Origin of the sequence: Pseudonocardia sp. EC080619-01 (assembly GCF_001420995.1) — a bacterium.
Taxonomy (GTDB): domain Bacteria; phylum Actinomycetota; class Actinomycetes; order Mycobacteriales; family Pseudonocardiaceae; genus Pseudonocardia.
The window spans coordinates 693,550-709,680 of sequence record NZ_CP012184.1; the positions used below are offsets into that span (position 1 = coordinate 693,550).

Sequence of the window (16,131 nt, forward strand, 5' to 3'; positions counted from 1 at the left end):
CCGCCCGGGATCAGTGCGAGGCGAGGTAGATGTCGCGCAGCACCCCGGCCTCGGTGCTCATCTCGGCCAGCCGCTGCTTCACGACGTCGCCGATACTGATCATCCCGCAGAGCTTCCCGTCCTCGACGACCGGCAGGTGGCGGTGCCGCCAGCGGTTCATCTGCGCCATGACCTCGGCGATGGGGTCGTCGGGCCGGCATGTGATCACGTGCCGGGTCATCACGTCGGCGACCGTCAGGCGGCTGACCGCGCCGCCGTCGGACGCGAGCCGGCGCACGATGTCCCGCTCGGAGACGATCCCGTCGACACGCTCACGGAACCCGTCGTCGGACACCACCAGGGCGCCGATGGCGGGCGGTCCGGCGAGCCGCGTGGCCGCCTCCCCCACCGTGTTCCACGACAGCACGGTCTGCACCGCGTCGCCCTTGATCCGCAGGATGTCGGACACCTTCATGGAACTCTCCCTTCGACGCCCGCTATTGTTGCGCTTGCGCAGTAGTTGTGCAATGCCAAGAACTTCCGGGCGAGCTCTCATCGGCCGGTAAAATCCGCCCGTCAGGGAGGGGACGCGACGTGCCCGACACACGAGCCCGCGAGATGGATCACGTCCGCAGCGCCGACGTGGAGGCCGGACTCGCCGTGGCGCGGCTGTTCACCGGGATCAGCGTCCGCGCCGTCGCCGCGACCGACAACGCGATCACGTTGCCGCAGCTCAGGGTCCTGATGATGATCGACGAGTCCGGGCCGACGAACGTCGCGACCGTCGGCCGCGGGCTGGGCGTGCACTCGTCCAACGCCACCCGGGTGGTCGAGCGGCTGGTGCGGGCCGGCCTGATCGCCCGCCGCACCCACGACGACGACCGCCGGCACCTCGTCGTCGAGCTCACCGCGGCCGGCCGCGCCGTCGTCCACGACATCGACGAGCACCGCCGGGCGGAGATCGCCGCCGTCCTGGGCAGGGTCCCGGCCGGTCGCCGTGACGACGCCGCCGCCCTGCTCGCCGCGCTCGCCGCCGCGGGCGCGCGTCCCGCCTCCGCATGACGGGACCGACCGTCGCCGACGACGTGCTGTCGGTCCTGCGCGAGGCGGGCGCCACGACCGTGTTCGGCCTGCCCGGCGTGCACAACCTCGCGTTCTTCGGTCCCGGACCCGGCTCACCGGTCGTCGTCCGGCACGAGCAGGCCGCGACCGCCGCCGCCGACGGCTGGGCCCGCCGCACCGGGCGGCTCGGCGCGGCCGTCGTGACCACCGGGCCGGGGGCGACGAACGCGCTCACCGGTCTCGGCGAGGCCGCGGCGGCCGGGTCACCGGTGGTGCTGGTGGCCTCGGAGATCCCGCAGCGGCTGCGGCGCCCGGGACGGCTGCGCGGGGTGCTGCACGAGTCACGGGACCAGGCCGCGGTGGTCGCGCCGCTGGTGAAGGCGGTCCGCACCCCGCGCACGGCGGCCGACACCGCGCGGGCGGTCCGGGAGGCGGTCGTCGTCGCGCTGACCGAGCCACGCGGCCCGGTCTACGTCGACGTCCCCGCCGACCTGCTGGGCGCACCCGCCGAGGTCCCTCCCTGCACCGTCGAGGACGGCGCCCCGGCACGACCCGACGACGACGCGCTCGCCGCGGTGACGGCTGTCCTCGCGGCCGGGACCGTCGTCGTCTGGGCCGGTCGCGGTGCCGTCGACGCCGCCGGACCGGTCTCCGCGCTCGCCCGCCGGCTCGGGGCGCCGCTGGTCACCGCGTTCGGGGCGCGCGGGCTCGACGGCGCGCTCGACGCTCCCCCGCACGAGCCGGAGGTCGCCGCGCTCGTCGGGTCGGCGGACGTCCTGCTCGCCGTCGGCGGCGGGCTGGACGGGATGGACACCCGCAACTGGACGATGCCCCGCCCGCCGGTGCTCGTCACCGTCGACCCGGCGCCGCCGGCCGATCCGCCGGAGTGGACGCCCGACCACGCCCTGACCGGCGACGTGGCCGTGATCGCCGGGGAGCTGGCCGCCGGGCTCCCGGGGCGCGGGCCGTGGTGGGACACCGGCGTCGCCGGCCGGGTCCGGGCCCGCCTGCGTGACGACCCGGCGACCGCCGACGCCTGGACGCTGGTCGAGGCCGTCGAGTCGGTGACGGCGACCGGAGCCGCCGTCGTCTGCGACATGGCCGTCGCGGGCTACTGGACCGGCGGCTACGCCCGGGTGAGCGGGCCGCGCGGTCTCGCGTACCCGGTCGGCTGGGGCACCCTCGGGTTCGGCCTGCCCGCGGCGCTCGGCGTGGCGGCGACCGGGACCCCGACCCTGGCCGTGGTGGGCGACGGCGGGCTCGCCATGGCGGTAGGCGAGCTCGCGACGCTGGTGCAGGAGCAGCTGCCGGTGACCGTCCTCGTCGTCGACGACGGCGGGTACGGGATGCTCCGCTACGATCAGGACCGCGCCGGTGCGCCGCACGCCGGGGTGGACCTGCACACCCCCGACCTGGTCGCGCTGGCCCACGCGTACGGGCTGGACGCCGTCGACGTCCCGATCGCCGGGCTCGGCGCCGCGGTACGCGACGCCGTCGGGTCCGGCCGCCCGCACCTGGTCCGGCTCGGCGCCGCGCTGCTCCCGCCCCGCACGACCTCCCCCCGCTGGGACGACGAGTGACCGGCCGCCTCCCTCCCCGGTCCGTGATCACGGGTTACAGGTGGGACTCGTAGAAGGCGGCCAGGCGGTCGGTGGCCGCGTCGACGTACTCCGGGACGTCGTACATCTCGTAGTGGCCGGCGCCCTCGACGACCATGAGGTCGACGGGGTGCGGCGCCAGGTCCCACAGCCGCCTCCCCGCCTCGGACGAGCCGGTGTTCCCGGCGCGCCCGGCGAGCACGACCTGCAGCGGCTGGGTCATGAGCCGGTCGACCAGGTGGAAGGCGTCGTACCCCAGGAGCAGCGCGTCGCCACGCGCGAGGCGGCGGTTCGTCGAGTGCTCGTGGCCACCCCGCGCGGTCCGGTAGTAGGTGACGGCCTGGGTGGTGTCGAGGTCGGTCAGGCCGGCCGCGACGGCCTCCTCCGGGGTGTCGGGCAGCCAGTTCACCCGGGTCTGCTCACCGGTGCGGTTCTCCTCGGTGCGTGCGGCGGCCAGGGCGTCGAGCGCGGCCACCGGCCCGTCCGGCTGGAAGCCGCGGAACGAGGTGCCCATGTTCCCGGGGACGACCGTGCCGACCGCCCGGATGCGGTGGTCGGTCCGGGCGGTGTGCACCGCGTAGCCGCCGCCGGCACAGATGCCGAGGACGCCGATCCGCTCCGGGTCGATGCCGGGGAGCGTGCCGAGAGTGTCGATCGCGTACGAGATGTCCTCGCCACGGCGGTACGGGTCCTCGAGGTCGCGGGGCTCGCCGCCGCTGCTCCCCTGGTGTGCCGGGTCGAACACGAGCGCCGCGATGCCCCGGGCGGCGAGGCGGGCGGCGTAGTTCGCGCCGATCTGCTCCTTCACGCTGCTGCCCGGGGTGGAGAGCACGACGGCGCGCAGCGGCGCGTCGCCGGCGTCGTCGGGCAGGTGGAGGTCGGCGGCGAGCTCGATCGGCCCGCGCAGGATCGTGACGTGCTGGAGCACCGGGTGACGCCTTCCGCCTAGAGTCCGTCCGACCATCGGCCGTTCCGGACCACCACCAGTTCATTCTCGTACTTGTTCAGTACTGTACTACCTGACGGGAGACGCGCATGTCGGTCGACGCCGCGCAGCTGTGGACGCTGAACCACCGCCTGCTCACCGTCGTGCTGGACGCCTGCACAGGCGAGCTGGCCGCGCTCGGGCTCGAGACGAAGGAGTTCTTCGTCCTCGCCGAGGTGGGCACGTCGCCGTACCCGGCCGAGCTGGCGGCGGCGCTGGTGATCCCCAGGGCGAGCGTGACCGTCTACGTCCGCAACCTCGTCGGCAAGGGGTTCGTCCGACGCGAGATCGACGACGCGGACCTCCGGCGGCACCGACTCGCACTCACCCCCGAGGGCGAAGCGGCCCGGGACCGGGCGCTCGCGGCGCTCGCGACGGAGTTCGAGCGCAGGCTCGCGACGATCACGGCGCGCGACCGCGCCGCACTGCAGCGGATCCTGCACGCGCTGCTCGCGCCCGGGGAGTGACCCCGGCCGGTCAGGACCGTCGCGGCCGCCGGGCCCGCCTGACGACCAGCAACGCCCCGACCCCGGCCGCAGCCGCCCCGCCGGCGAACGGGGCCGCGGCGCGCACGATCTCCCCGGCCCGGGTGACCAGGGCCTCGCGCCGGTAGGCGATCGCCCCGGTGAGCCGGTCGAGACTCGCCCGGAGTTCGGTCGCCGCGTGGACGACGCGCTCGTCGCGGCCGTCGGAGCGTGCGGAGAGCCGGTCGCGCAGGTCCTCCGCCGAGATCTCGCTCAGGTCGAGCATCTCGGCCTCGCCCCGGGACGCGCCCTCGGAGCCGTCGTTCCTGTCGTGACGCCCCACGGCGACCTCCCCTCGTCCGGCCCGGCATCCCCCCGGACCTGCACGAACAGTCAACACGGGACCCGTGCGACCGGCCACCCGCCGAACGGCGGGGGTCCTCCTCAGCAGATTCTCAGACATATCTCGTTGCAACGCTGACAGGTCGCGATATATCGTGATGGCACACGAGCCGATCGAAGAGGAGGCTCACGACGAGAGGACCACGAGTCATGACCACGCGAGACATGCCCTGGGGCCCGCCGTTCGCACGCGGACGCCGCCCCGGCCATCGCCACCCCCGGGCCCGGTTCGGACCCGACTCCCCCTTCACCTGCGGCCCCCAGGAGGCACCCATGGACGACGAGCACGACGACGACGAAGAGCGCGGCCCGCGCGGCCGCGGACGCCGGCACCACCGCGGTGGCCCGCACGGCCGCGGACGCGCCTTCGGGCCGGGCGGCCCCTTCGGCCCCGGTGGCTTCGGCCCCGGCGGCCCCTTCGGACCGGGTGGCTTCGGCCCCGGCGGTCCGTTCGGGCCGGGCGGACCGCGCGGCTTCGGCCGGCGCGGCCGTCGCACCGCCCGCGGTGACGTCCGCACCGCGGTGCTCGCCGTCGTCGCCGACGGCCCGCGGCACGGCTACGAGATCATCCAGGAGATCACCGCGCGCTCCGGCGGCCGGTGGAAGCCGAGCCCCGGCTCGGTCTACCCGATGCTGTCCCAGCTCGAGGACGAGGGCCTGGTCCGCTCGGAGCAGACCGAGGGCCGCCGGGTCGTCCACCTCACCGAGGAGGGCACCCGGCACGTGGAGGAGAACCGCGCCGCGCTGGACGCGGTGTGGGCCCCCTTCACCGCCGACGGCGAGGCGTCCGACGAGCCGGCCGACGGGCTCGGCGAGGAGCTGTCCAAGCTGTTCGCCGCCGCCCAGCAGGTCGCTGCGGCCGGGTCGGCCGAGCAGGTCGCCTCGGCGACCGAGTCGCTGACCGAGGCCCGCAAGGCGCTCTACCGCCTGCTGGCGGAGTGATCACGCCGGTGCCCGGCCGCGCGGCCGGGCACCGGTGTCCTCAGGACAGTTCGCGGCGGCGACGGCCGCGCCGCAGCACGTCCCGGATCGGCGGGACGACCGTGCCCTCGGCCGCCATCACCCGGCGCGCCTTGCGACGGGCGCCGACGACACCGACCACGGTGATCGCCCAGATCGGGAACTGCACCAGCCAGGCCGTCCGGAACGCCTCCGGCGTGTAGCCGCCCGAGGCCCCGAGCACGGCGCCGACGAGCAGCGTCGTCGTCAGCGACGCGGTGAACCCGCCGACGTTGACGATGCCGACCGCCGTCCCGCGCCGGTGCTCGGGGTTGAACGTGCGGGCGTAGTCGAACCCGACGGCCGAGCACGGCCCGTTCGCGGCCAGCACGACGACGAGCAGCACCAGCAGCCACATCGGCGCCGGCGGCGGCACGAGCAGCACCGCGACCCACACCAGCACGGTCGCCGCGATCACCGACAGCACGAGCCAGGACCGGCGCAGCGGGTGCCGGGCGGTGAACTCGCCGAACACCGGCCCGACGACGGCGCCCGCCAGCACCAGCACGGTCAGCATCACCGAGGCACCGGTCGGGCTCATGCCCTGCCCCACCACCAGGTAGGGCACGCCCCAGAGCAGCGCGAACACCAGGCCGGAGAACTGCGTCCCGGCGTGCGACCACAGCCCGAGCCGGGTCCCCGGATGGCGCCACGCGCCCTTCAGGCCGTCGAGGACCTCGCGCGGGCTCGCGGCGGCCGCCGGGGCGGGCGCACCCGGCGGGCGGTTACGGAACCCCGCGAACACCGCGATCCCGGCGACGACGCCGGCCCCCGCGGCGGCGAGGAACGCCGGTGTCCAGCCCCAGCCGTGCAGCACGGTGGCCAGCGGCACCGCCGAGAGCACCTGCCCGAACTGGCCGAGCAGCGCCGTGAGCTGGGTCATCAGCGGGACCCGGCGGGCCGGGAACCACACCGACAGGACCGACAGCACCGAGATGAAGGTCAGCGCGTCACCGACACCGACGAGCACCCGGGCCACGATCGCCAGCGGCAGCGAGGTCGCGAGCGCGACCAGGACCTGCGCGGCCGTCATCGTCACCGCGCCGGCGAGCACCATCGTCCGCGCGCCGAACCGGTCGAGGAGCAGCCCGACCGGGACCTGCAGCATCGCGTAGACCAGCAGCTGCAGGACGAGGAAGCCGCCGAGCATCGTCGGTGACGCGTCGAACCGGTCGGCGGCGTCCAGCCCGGCGACGCCGAACGAGCTGCGTTGAAGCACCGCCACGACGTAGGCGAGGAGACCGGCGGACCAGACGAGGTAAGCGCGCTGTGACGTGTGCATGACGGAACCCCATTGTGGTCCATGCGCACACCGCACACCCGCTCCGACGACACGTCTCACACCGCGGACCTCCGACGAGTACCGGGCGCGGGCGGCGCGCATCCGGATAGGGTCGGGCCGCACGCCACGACACGGAGGACACCGGTGCTCGATCCCGCCCAGCTCTACCAGGTCGACGAGGCCGCACCGCGGCTCGACGAGCCCGTCCTCATCGTCGTCCTCGACGGCTTCGTCGACGCGGGGAACGCCGCGGCCCTCGCGGTCGGCGCGCTGACCGACGAGCGCGAGACCACGCCGGTCGCGAGCTTCGACATCGACCAGCTCGTCGACTACCGCTCCCGGCGCCCGCCGCTGCGCTTCGAGACCGACCACTGGTCCGACTACGACCCGCCCGCCCTCGACGTCGTCGCGCTCACCGACACCGGCGAGACCCAGTACCTGCTCCTCTCCGGCCCCGAGCCGGACACCCAGTGGGAGCGGTTCGTCGCCGCCGTCGGCCTGCTGGTCGAGCAGCTCGGCGTCCGCCTGGTGATCACCCTGCAGGGCATCCCGATGGCGGTGCCGCACACCCGTCCGATCGGCGTCACCGCGCACGCGACCCGCCCCGAGCTGGTCGAGGGCCACACCCCCTGGTTCGCGACCGCGGACGTCCCGGGGAGCGCGGCCGCGCTGCTCGAGTACCGGCTCGGGCAGACCGGTCAGGACGCGATGGGGTACGCCGTGCACGTCCCGCACTACCTGGCCCGGTCGGCGTACCCGCAGGCCGCGCGGGTGCTGCTGGACCACGCCGGCCTCTCCGCCGGTCTCTACCTGCCGACCGAGACGCTGACCCGCGCCGCCGAGCAGGCCGACACCGAGATCGCCGAGCAGATGGCCGACTCCGACGAGGTCGTCCAGGTGGTGAAGGCGCTCGAGGAGCAGTACGACCAGGTCGCCGCGGCCCGCGAGGGCGGAAACCTCACCGACGAGCTGGAGGGTCGCGACCTGCCCAGCGGTGACGAGCTGGCCGCCGAGTTCGAACGCTTCCTCGCCGCGGGCGGCGACGACAAGCCCGGCGACAAGTCCGGGCGCGACAACGACCCGCCGCAGGAACCGCCGGCCCCGCCGGCACCGGCGTGAGCGTCCGCTAACACCGGCACCGCGCCCGGCGAGTCCCCGCTCCGTGGAGGCATGGAGCGAGTTCGGGGTCGCCGTCACGGGCGCCGGTGCCGCCCTGATCGGCCTGCTCTTCGTCTCGATCTCGATCAACCTGCGGCAGATCATCGGCTCCGCGCTGCTGCAGAGCCGCTCCGCGTTCGCGCTGCTGCTGCTCCTCGTCCCGACCGCGTCGGCGATGCTGCTGCTCGTGCCGCAGACCCCGGCGGCATTCGGCGTCGAGCTGCTCGTGCTCGCCGCACTGGTCTGCCCGGGGCTGCTCTGGCAGGCCCGGCCGGGCGTCCGGCCGCCCGAGCAACCGGTGGCCGTCCGGCTCGCCAGCACCGTCACCCCCGCCGTCTGCACGGCGGGCGGCGTGCTGGTGAGCGGTGTCCTGCTGGTCACGGGCAGCACCGCCGGCCTGTACGTGCTCGTGTTCACCGTCCTCGCCGCCTTCGCGGGTGCGCTGACCACCACCTGGGTGCTGCTCGTGGAGATCCTGCGCTGAGCCCGCGACCGATCCGATTCCGGGAGGGCCCGTGGGCCTCGTGATGCAGGACGACCTCTTCGACGCCCAGTTCGTGCGTGCGCTGGCCTACGTCCGGTCCGGCGGGGCGGAGCTCGGCGAGTGCGTGGCGACCGCACGGCGGATCACCCGCACCGACGGCGCACTCTGGTACGCGGAGTGGTCCGCGACCGCGGAACGCGTGCAGCGTGACGCCGAGGAGAGCCTGCGCCGGGGGCACCGGGCGAGCGCCCGGGACGCGTTCCTGCGGGCGTCGAACTACCACCGCACCGCCGGCCTGTTCCTCATGGGCGCGCCGGTGGACCAGCGGTTCCGGGACAGCTCACGGGCCCAGACGGCGGCCTTCCGCGCCGCGGGCGAGCTGTTCGACCGCCCGCCGGAGGTCCTGGCGATCCCGTACGAGGGCACCACGCTGCCCGGCTACTTCTTCCGCGCAGCCGGCGACGACCGGCCCCGGCCGACCGTGATCCTCACCGACGGCTACGACGGCACGGTCGAGGAGCTCTACCTCGCCTCCGGCGCCGCCGCCCTGGAGCGCGGCTACCACGTGCTCGCCTTCGACGGCCCCGGCCAGGGATCGGTGATCCTCGACCAGGGCATCCCCTTCCGGCCGGACTGGGAGAACGTCGTCTCCCCCGTCGTCGACCACGCCCTCGCCCGCCCCGACGTCGACCCGGCGCGGATCGCGCTGATCGGCTGGAGCTTCGGCGGCTACACCGCCCCGCGGGCCGCGACCGCCGAGCACCGGCTGGCCGCCTGCGTCTCCGACAGCGGGCCCTACGACCTGCTCGACGCCGTCCGCGCGAAGCTGCCCCGCGTGCTGACCCGGGGGCTCCCCCACGGCACGCCGCTCACCCGGCCCCTGCTGCGGGCCGCCCTCGGCTCCACCATCCGCAAGCCGTCCGCAGGCTGGTCGATGCGCCGCAACCTCTGGGTGCACGGGGCCGGCGACCCGCTGGAGATGCTGTCGATGCTCGCCGCGTACACGCTCAAGGGCCGCGAGCACCTCGTCCGCTGCCCGACGTTCGTGTGCCGCACCGCGGGCGACGAACTGTCCGCGGCGGCCCCGGTCCTGGCCGCCGCGCTGACCTGCCCCGTCGAGTACGTCGAGTTCGGCCGGGCCGACGACGTGTCCGGGCACTGCGAGACGAGCGGGCGTGCCGTGTACCACCGCCGCGTCTTCGACTGGCTCGACGCCACGCTGGCGGCGCCCGCCCGGGTCGCGGCGGCGGGCTGACCGGCGGCCCGGGTCACAGCAGGTCCAGGGCGGCACCGACGACCGCGTCGGCGTCGAGCCCGTGGTGGGCGTACACCGAGGCGAGGTCGCCGGACTGCCCGAACCGGGACACGCCCAGGTGGGTGGCGGGCACCCGGTTGATCCCGGCCAGGAACGCGAGGGTGTGCGGGTGCCCGTCGAGCAGCGTCACCATCGGTGCCGCCCGGCGGGCCGGGAAGACGGAGTCGAGCACCCACGGCTCGGCCTGCGGCCGGGCCGGGCGCCCGGCCCGCGCCTGGACGGCGTCGAACAGCAGCCCGGGGCTGGTCACGCAGACGACCTCCACCGCGTACCCCTGCCCGGCGAGCCGGTCGGCCGCGGCGAGCGCCTCGGTGAGCAGCGGCCCGGCCGCGGCGATCGTCAGGTCCGGGGTGCCCTCGGTGCGGCGCAGCGGGTAGGCGCCGGCGACGACCTGCCGGCGACGGCGCTCCCGTGCGGCCGGGTCCGCCGGGATCGCCGCGAGGGACTGGTCGACCGGGCGCGTCGAGAGCCGTAGGTACGCCGACGTTCCGTCCGGCCGCCCGAGACGGGCCAGCGACGCCAGCAGCGTCCACTCGACGTCGATCGCGAACGCCGGCTCGTAGGTCACGCAGCCCGGCTGCTCCAGCCCGACCGACGGCGTCGTCACCGACTGGTGGGCGCCGCCCTCCGGCGCCAGCGACACCCCGGACGGCGTCCCCACCAGGATCGACTGCCCGCCGGCGTAGATCCCGAACGACCACGGCTCCAGCGCCCGCTCGACGAACGGGTCGTAGAGCACCCCGATCGGCAGCAGCGGCTGCCCCCACCGCGACCAGGTGGCGCCCAGCTCGCCGAGCGCGCCGACGAGGTTCCCCTCGGCGATGCCCAGCTCCAGGTGCTGGCCGGTGGGGCGCTCGCGCCAGTGCAGGATCGTCTCGGGGTCGTCGTCGAACCAGTCCTTGCGCTCGGCCGTCGACCAGACGCCGACCTTGTTGACCCAGCCACCGAGGTTGGTCGACGACGACACGTCCGGGCACAGGGTGACGACCCGCCCGGCGGCGTCGGGCGCCTCCCGGGTGATGTCGAGCAGCGCGCGGCCCAGTGCCGCCTGCGTGGTGGCGCGGCCGGTCGGGGTGCGGCCGATGTCGGTGGGCAGCGCGGGAGCCGGGTGGTCCTCGACGGGGTCGCGGTGCAGGCGCCGTGCGGTGGCCAGGCACAGCTCGGCGGCAGCGGAGCCTGCCGGGAACCGCCGCCACGGGTCGTCGACGTCGGCGCCGACAGCGTCGGCGAGCTCGCGCATCTGGCCGGCGTCGAGGATCGAGCCGTGGTTCTGCGGGTGTCCCGCCGATGCGAGGCCGTGCCCCTTCACCGTGTAGGCGAGGACGACGGTCGGGCGGGAGTCGTCGATCGCGTCGAACGCCTCGCGCAGCGCGTCCGGGTCGTGCCCGCCCAGGTTCCGAACGGCGGCGAGCAGCGTCTCGTCGTCCAGCGTCGCGACCAGCTCGGCGAGCCCGGGGTCGTCGCCGGGCAGCCGGGTGCGGACCTCGCCGGCGTCGCACCGCAGCAGCCGCTGGTACTCGGGGTTCTGCATGGTGTCGATCCGGGTCCGCAGCGCCTCGCCGCCGGGGCGGGCGAACAGCTCGTGCAGCAGCCGCCCGTACTTGACCGTGAGGACCTGCCAGCCGGCGGCGGCGAACATGCCCTCGATCCGCGTCGCCCCGATGTTGGGCACGACCCGGTCCAGCGACTGGCGGTTCAGGTCGACGATCCAGACGACCTCGCCGAGCTCGCCGACCATCGGGTCGAGGATGGCCTCCCAGACCGCGCCCTCGTCCAGCTCGGCGTCGCCGACCAGGGAGTACTGGCGCCCCTGGGAGACACCGCCGAACCGCGACGAGACGTAGCGGCGGGCCACGGCCCCCCAGATCGGGGCGGTCGCGCCGATGCCGACCGAGCCGGTCGAGTAGTCGACGGGGTCGGGGTCCTTCGAGCGGGACGGGTAGGACTGCAGCCCGCCGAACGCCCGCAGCGTCGGCAGGTACGACGCGTCCAGCTCGCCGAGCAGGTAGTTGATCGCGTGCAGGACGGGCGACGCGTGCGGCTTGACCGAGACCCGGTCACCGGGCTGCAGGTGCTCGAACCAGAGCGACGTCATGATCGTCACCAGCGAGGCCGACGACGCCTGGTGCCCGCCCACCTTGAGGCCGCTCGGGTCCCCGCGCCGGTTGGCCGCGTCGATGATCGCCGTCGACAGCCACAGCACCCGCTGCTCGATCTCGGCCATCGGCCCGGCCGCCGGGACGGCGGGGGCGTTCGTCGGGTCGGCTGCCGTGCTCATCGTCGTCTCCAGCTTCGTCGCTGCTCGCGCAGGTTGCTCCCCCAGCCCACCACCGCGATCATGAGTGCACAACCTGATCCGGCGGGACCGTGCAGAGTGCACGGATCCACGGGCAGCGGACCGAGCGGGGACGGGCAGAGTGCACACCGGCGACCACACCCACACGACCGGCGGCGGCGACCGCGCGGTGCCGCCGGGTCCGGGCGCACCGGCGCCGACCGACCTCGACGGGCACGACGCCCGGCTCCTGCTGGCCCTCGCCGAGGACCCGCGGGCGACCGTGCTGGCGCTGGCCGGGAAGGTCGGGCTCTCCCGCAACACCGTGCAGGCCCGGCTGGCCCGTCTCGACCGGCTCGGGGCGCTCGACACCTTCGAGCGCCGCGTCGACCCGGCCGCGCTGGGCTACCCGCTGACCGCCTTCGTCACCGTGCGGGTGGTGCAGCGCGAGCTCGCCGCGGTCGCCGACGCGCTGGAGCGGGTGCCGGAGGTGCTGGAGGTGCACGGCGTCTCCGGCGAGGAGGACCTGCTCGTCCACCTGGTCGCCCGCGACGCCGACGACCTCTACCGCATCGCCGGGCACCTGCTCGCCATCGACGGGGTGGAGCGGACGTCGACGTCGCTGGTCATGCGCTCGCTGGTCGGGTTCCGTACGGCCCCCCTGCTGCACCGGCTGGCCGGCGGCGGCTGACACCCGCGCCCCGCCCGCCCGGACTACGGTCGGGTCGTGCCCGATCTGCTGCCCTCCACCCAGCGCACCCTGCTCGCCCGCGTCGCCCGCGCCCAGCGCGACGGCCGCGTCCCCTCCCTCGTCGCCGGCGTCGTCCGGGACGGTGGCCTGGCCTGGCACGCCGGCCGCGGCGCGCTGCCCGCGGGCGCGGACGCCGACGACGTCCAGTACCGGATCGGGTCGATCACCAAGACGGTCTGCGCGGTCACCGTGCTGCGGCTGCGCGACGAGGGCCTGCTCGACCTCGACGACCGCCTGGAGCAGCACCTGCCCGGCACCCCGCTGGGCGACCGCACCCTCGGCCAGCTGCTCTCGCACCTGGCGGGCGCCGGGTCCGAGAGCCCCGGACAGTGGTGGGAGCGCAGCCCCGGCGGCCCGCTGGAGGAGCTGGGCCTCGGCGACGCCGACCGGGTGCTGCCCGCGGCCCGCCGGTTCCACTACTCGAACCTCGGCTTCGGCCTGCTCGGGGAGCTGGTCGCGCGCCGCCGCGGCACGAGCTGGTCCGACGTCGCGCACGACGAGGTGCTGGCCCCGCTCGGGATGAAGCGCACCTCGCCCCGGCCGCAGGCGCCGGCGGCCGAGGGACTGGCCGTGCACCCGTGGGCGGAGCTGACCCTGCCCGAGCCCGAGCACGACGCGGGCGTGATGGCCCCGGCCGGCCAGCTGTGGTGCTCCGCGCGCGATCTCGCCCGGCTGGGCGCGTTCCTGCTCGGCGACACCGGCGGCGTGCTCTCCCCGGCCACGGTCGAGGAGATGACGCTGCCGGCGGGCATCGACTCCTCGTCGCCGATCTGGGCCGGGTACGGCCTCGGCGTGCAGGTGCTCCGGGTCGAGGGCGCCACGCTGGTCGGGCACGGCGGCTCGATGCCGGGCTTCCTCGCCGGGCTCTGGGTGGACCGCGAGGAGGGCACCGGCGCGCTGGCACTCGGGAACACGACGACCGGGCTGGACTCCGGCCTCGGCGCCGGCCTGCTCGCCGACCTCCGCGCGGCCGAGCCCCGGATCGTCGACGCGTGGGCGCCGGAGCCCGCGCCGGTGGATCCGGGGCTGCTGGGGCCGTGGTTCTGGGGACCCTCCCCGTACGCGCTGCGAGCGGTCGGCGGCGGGCTGCTGCACCTGGGCGGGCTCGGGCGACCGGGCCGGTCGTCGCGGTTCCGCCCGGGTCCGGACGGGACGTGGATCGGGATGGACGGCTACTTCGCCGGCGAGACCCTGCGGATCGAGGGCGACCACCTGTGGCTCGCCACCTTCGTCTTCACCCGCACCCCGTACGATCCGGCCGCACCCGTTCCGGGCGGGGTGGACGACGCCGGCTGGCGCTGACGGCGCCGATATCGAATCGCAACCGACCGCCGAACGGCGCTGACCTGCGACGACGTCCGGAGCGGCGGACGTGGGCGGCGACAGGGACGAGCGTAGTACCTACACTTCCCCCTCGAAACGACTTGTGCACGATTCATCGTGTTCGACCGGGAGGGGGGAAACGCCCGTCGGGGCGTGACCTGTTATGACACAGGCGGAACCACGTACGGATCCCGATAGTTCCGGGGCCGCTGAGGGTCGGTCACGCACCGACTGGACCGTTTTCGGAGTGGGTGCGGCGCTCGCCCTGCTCTTCGTGCTGTGGGGTCTCCTCTCCCCCGACAGCCTCGCGAACGCCGCGAGCACGATGCTCGACGGCCTCATGCGCGGTGGCGGCTGGGGCTTCATCCTCGCCGCGACCGGCTTCGTCGCGTTCGCGCTCTTCCTCGCGTTCAGCAAGTTCGGCCGGATCAAGCTCGGCACCGACGACGAGCAGCCCGAGTTCCGGACGGTGTCCTGGATCGCGATGATGTTCTCCGCCGGCATGGGCATCGGGCTGATGTTCTTCGGCGTGAACGAGCCGCTGACCTTCTTCACCTCGCCCCCGCCCGGCTCCGCGGCGCCGGAGTCGATCGAGGCGCTCCAGGTCTCGATGGCGACCTCGCTGTTCCACTGGACGCTGCACCCGTGGGCGATCTACGCCGTCGTCGGCCTGGCCATCGCCTACTCGACGTTCCGCAAGGGGCGCCGTCAGCTGATCAGCCAGGCGTTCATCCCGCTGATCGGCAAGCGTGCCGCCGAGGGCGGCATCGGCAAGGCCATCGACATCCTGGCCATCTTCGCCACGCTGTTCGGCTCCGCCGCCTCGCTGGGCATCGGCGCCTTCCAGATCGGCGGTGGCATGCAGACCGTCGGCTGGGTCGACGGCCAGGTCGGCGCCCCGGTGCTGGCCGTGATCATCGTCGTGCTCACCGCGGCCTTCATCCTGTCCGCGGTCTCCGGCGTCGCCCGGGGCATCCAGTGGCTGTCCAACACCAACATGGTGCTGGCCGCCGTGCTCACCGTCTTCGTGTTCGTGGTCGGCCCGACGGTGATCATCCTCGACCTGATCCCGACCACGATCGGCGCGTACTTCTCGCAGTTCTTCGAGATGGTCGGGCGCACCGAGGCCGTCGGCGGGGAGCCGATGCTCGAGTGGCTGTCCGGCTGGACCGTCTTCTACTGGGCCTGGTGGATCTCCTGGACGCCGTTCGTCGGCATGTTCCTGGCCCGCATCTCGCGCGGCCGGACGATCCGCGAGTTCGTCGGCGGCGTGATCCTCGCGCCGAGCCTGGTCTCGCTGGTCTGGTTCTGCGTCTACGGCGGCACCGCCATCACCCAGGTGCAGCAGGGCACGACCCAGTTCTCCGACGACTCGAACGTCCAGCTGTTCGAGATGCTCGGGGCCTACCCGTGGGCCACCTTCACCGGCCTGCTGGTGATGCTCCTGGTCGCGATCTTCTTCGTGTCCGGTGCCGACGCGGCCTCGATCGTCATGGGCACGCTCTCGCAGCGCGGCACCATCGAGCCGAGCCGCTGGGTCGTCATCTTCTGGGGTGCGGTCATGGGTGCGGTCGCCGTGCTCATGCTGGTCACCGGCGGGGAGGACGCGCTCGACGGCATCCAGAACCTCACGATCCTGGTCGCCGCACCGTTCGTGGTGATCATGGTCATGCTCTGCTTCGCGCTCTACAAGGACCTGCGGCGCGACCCCGTGGTCCTGCGTGAGCAGAAGGGCGCCGAGGTCATCGAGCAGGCCGTGGACTGGGCCACCGACAAGCACGGTGACGACTTCTACGTGAAGGTCGGCGTGTTCCCGAAGGACTACAAGGAGGAGCCCTCCACCAACGGGTACGCGAACGGTCCCGGCACCGGCCCCGGCTACACCATGACCGAGCCCGGGGAGGGCCCGGTGTCCGCCGAGGACGGGACCGGTGACGGGTCCGCGGACACCACCACCCCGGACGACGGTTCCGGGAGCGGGACGTCCGACCGCAAGGACAGCCCGGTCGGCGGCGACTAGACCGGATCCCCGCACGACAGGGCGGCCGGGTACC

Annotated in this window: 15 protein-coding genes; 10 read left to right on the forward strand and 5 right to left on the reverse strand. The window is 74.4% G+C overall.

The genetic code is table 11. The annotated features are described in order from the left end of the window. Nucleotides 1-10: 10 nt before the first annotated feature. Entirely contained in the window at nucleotides 11-454 is a 444-nt protein-coding gene (locus tag AD017_RS03190) for a CBS domain-containing protein (protein WP_010226107.1), read from the reverse strand. A gap of 119 nt (nucleotides 455-573) precedes the next feature. Between AD017_RS03190 and AD017_RS03195 the strand changes: the two genes are divergently transcribed. Together AD017_RS03195 and AD017_RS03200 are read left to right on the forward strand one after the other, a co-directional pair. Further along, nucleotides 574-1,041, forward strand: coding sequence for a MarR family transcriptional regulator (locus tag AD017_RS03195; protein WP_139317193.1), 468 nt, complete (start codon nucleotides 574-576; stop codon nucleotides 1,039-1,041). Beyond that, nucleotides 1,038-2,621, forward strand: a complete 1,584-nt coding sequence (locus AD017_RS03200; RefSeq protein ID WP_060572746.1) for a thiamine pyrophosphate-binding protein — start codon at nucleotides 1,038-1,040, stop codon at nucleotides 2,619-2,621. Before AD017_RS03195 ends, AD017_RS03200 begins: the two co-directional genes overlap by 4 nt. A gap of 34 nt (nucleotides 2,622-2,655) precedes the next feature. On the opposite strand, the gene AD017_RS03205 is transcribed toward AD017_RS03200, so the two are convergent. Then, complete coding sequence (locus tag AD017_RS03205) at nucleotides 2,656-3,567, reverse strand: alpha/beta hydrolase (RefSeq protein WP_060572748.1); 912 nt, start codon at nucleotides 3,565-3,567, stop codon at nucleotides 2,656-2,658. A gap of 107 nt (nucleotides 3,568-3,674) precedes the next feature. On the opposite strand from AD017_RS03205, the gene AD017_RS03210 reads away from it, so the two are divergent. Then, nucleotides 3,675-4,091 carry a MarR family winged helix-turn-helix transcriptional regulator gene (locus tag AD017_RS03210; RefSeq protein ID WP_060572750.1) on the forward strand — a complete coding sequence of 139 codons (417 nt, stop codon included), beginning with the start codon at nucleotides 3,675-3,677 and terminating at the stop codon, nucleotides 4,089-4,091. A gap of 10 nt (nucleotides 4,092-4,101) precedes the next feature. Here the strand turns inward: AD017_RS03210 and AD017_RS03215 are convergent, their stop codons facing one another. Further along, nucleotides 4,102-4,431, reverse strand: coding sequence for a hypothetical protein (locus AD017_RS03215; RefSeq protein ID WP_060572751.1), 330 nt, complete (start codon nucleotides 4,429-4,431; stop codon nucleotides 4,102-4,104). Nucleotides 4,432-4,763: 332 nt separating this feature from the next. Here AD017_RS03215 and AD017_RS03220 point away from each other — a divergent pair, with 332 nt between their 5' ends. After that, nucleotides 4,764-5,432 (forward strand): PadR family transcriptional regulator, encoded by a 669-nt coding sequence (locus AD017_RS03220; protein WP_202968825.1) that lies wholly within the window; start codon nucleotides 4,764-4,766, stop codon nucleotides 5,430-5,432. A 40-nt stretch (nucleotides 5,433-5,472) separates the two neighbouring features. Here the strand turns inward: AD017_RS03220 and AD017_RS03225 are convergent, their stop codons facing one another. Beyond that, nucleotides 5,473-6,771 carry a nitrate/nitrite transporter gene (locus AD017_RS03225; RefSeq protein WP_060572753.1) on the reverse strand — a complete coding sequence of 433 codons (1,299 nt, stop codon included), beginning with the start codon at nucleotides 6,769-6,771 and terminating at the stop codon, nucleotides 5,473-5,475. Between the two features lie 144 nt (nucleotides 6,772-6,915). Here AD017_RS03225 and AD017_RS03230 point away from each other — a divergent pair, with 144 nt between their 5' ends. From AD017_RS03230 to AD017_RS03240, 3 genes are read left to right on the forward strand one after another with little or no spacing between them, the layout of a single operon-like run. Next, entirely contained in the window at nucleotides 6,916-7,890 is a 975-nt protein-coding gene (locus tag AD017_RS03230; protein WP_010243878.1) for a proteasome assembly chaperone family protein, read from the forward strand. 43 nt (nucleotides 7,891-7,933) lie between these two features. Next, nucleotides 7,934-8,413: a hypothetical protein gene (locus tag AD017_RS03235; RefSeq protein WP_060572754.1), complete on the forward strand. Its 480-nt coding sequence runs from the start codon at nucleotides 7,934-7,936 to the stop codon at nucleotides 8,411-8,413. A gap of 31 nt (nucleotides 8,414-8,444) precedes the next feature. After that, nucleotides 8,445-9,668, forward strand: a complete 1,224-nt coding sequence (locus AD017_RS03240; protein WP_060572756.1) for a S9 family peptidase — start codon at nucleotides 8,445-8,447, stop codon at nucleotides 9,666-9,668. Nucleotides 9,669-9,681: 13 nt separating this feature from the next. Here AD017_RS03240 and AD017_RS03245 read toward each other — a convergent pair whose 3' ends face one another. Further along, nucleotides 9,682-12,006: a pyruvate dehydrogenase gene (locus AD017_RS03245; RefSeq protein WP_060572758.1), complete on the reverse strand. Its 2,325-nt coding sequence runs from the start codon at nucleotides 12,004-12,006 to the stop codon at nucleotides 9,682-9,684. Between the two features lie 187 nt (nucleotides 12,007-12,193). Here AD017_RS03245 and AD017_RS03250 point away from each other — a divergent pair, with 187 nt between their 5' ends. From AD017_RS03250 to AD017_RS03260, 3 genes are all read left to right on the forward strand, one after another. Then, complete coding sequence (locus AD017_RS03250; RefSeq protein WP_060576210.1) at nucleotides 12,194-12,694, forward strand: Lrp/AsnC family transcriptional regulator; 501 nt, start codon at nucleotides 12,194-12,196, stop codon at nucleotides 12,692-12,694. A gap of 36 nt (nucleotides 12,695-12,730) precedes the next feature. Continuing rightward, nucleotides 12,731-14,056 (forward strand): serine hydrolase, encoded by a 1,326-nt coding sequence (locus AD017_RS03255; RefSeq protein ID WP_060572760.1) that lies wholly within the window; start codon nucleotides 12,731-12,733, stop codon nucleotides 14,054-14,056. A 184-nt stretch (nucleotides 14,057-14,240) separates the two neighbouring features. Beyond that, a complete protein-coding gene (locus AD017_RS03260; RefSeq protein WP_082399023.1) occupies nucleotides 14,241-16,097 on the forward strand; it encodes a BCCT family transporter in 1,857 nt (618 codons plus the stop codon). The last annotated feature ends 34 nt before the right edge of the window (nucleotides 16,098-16,131 follow it).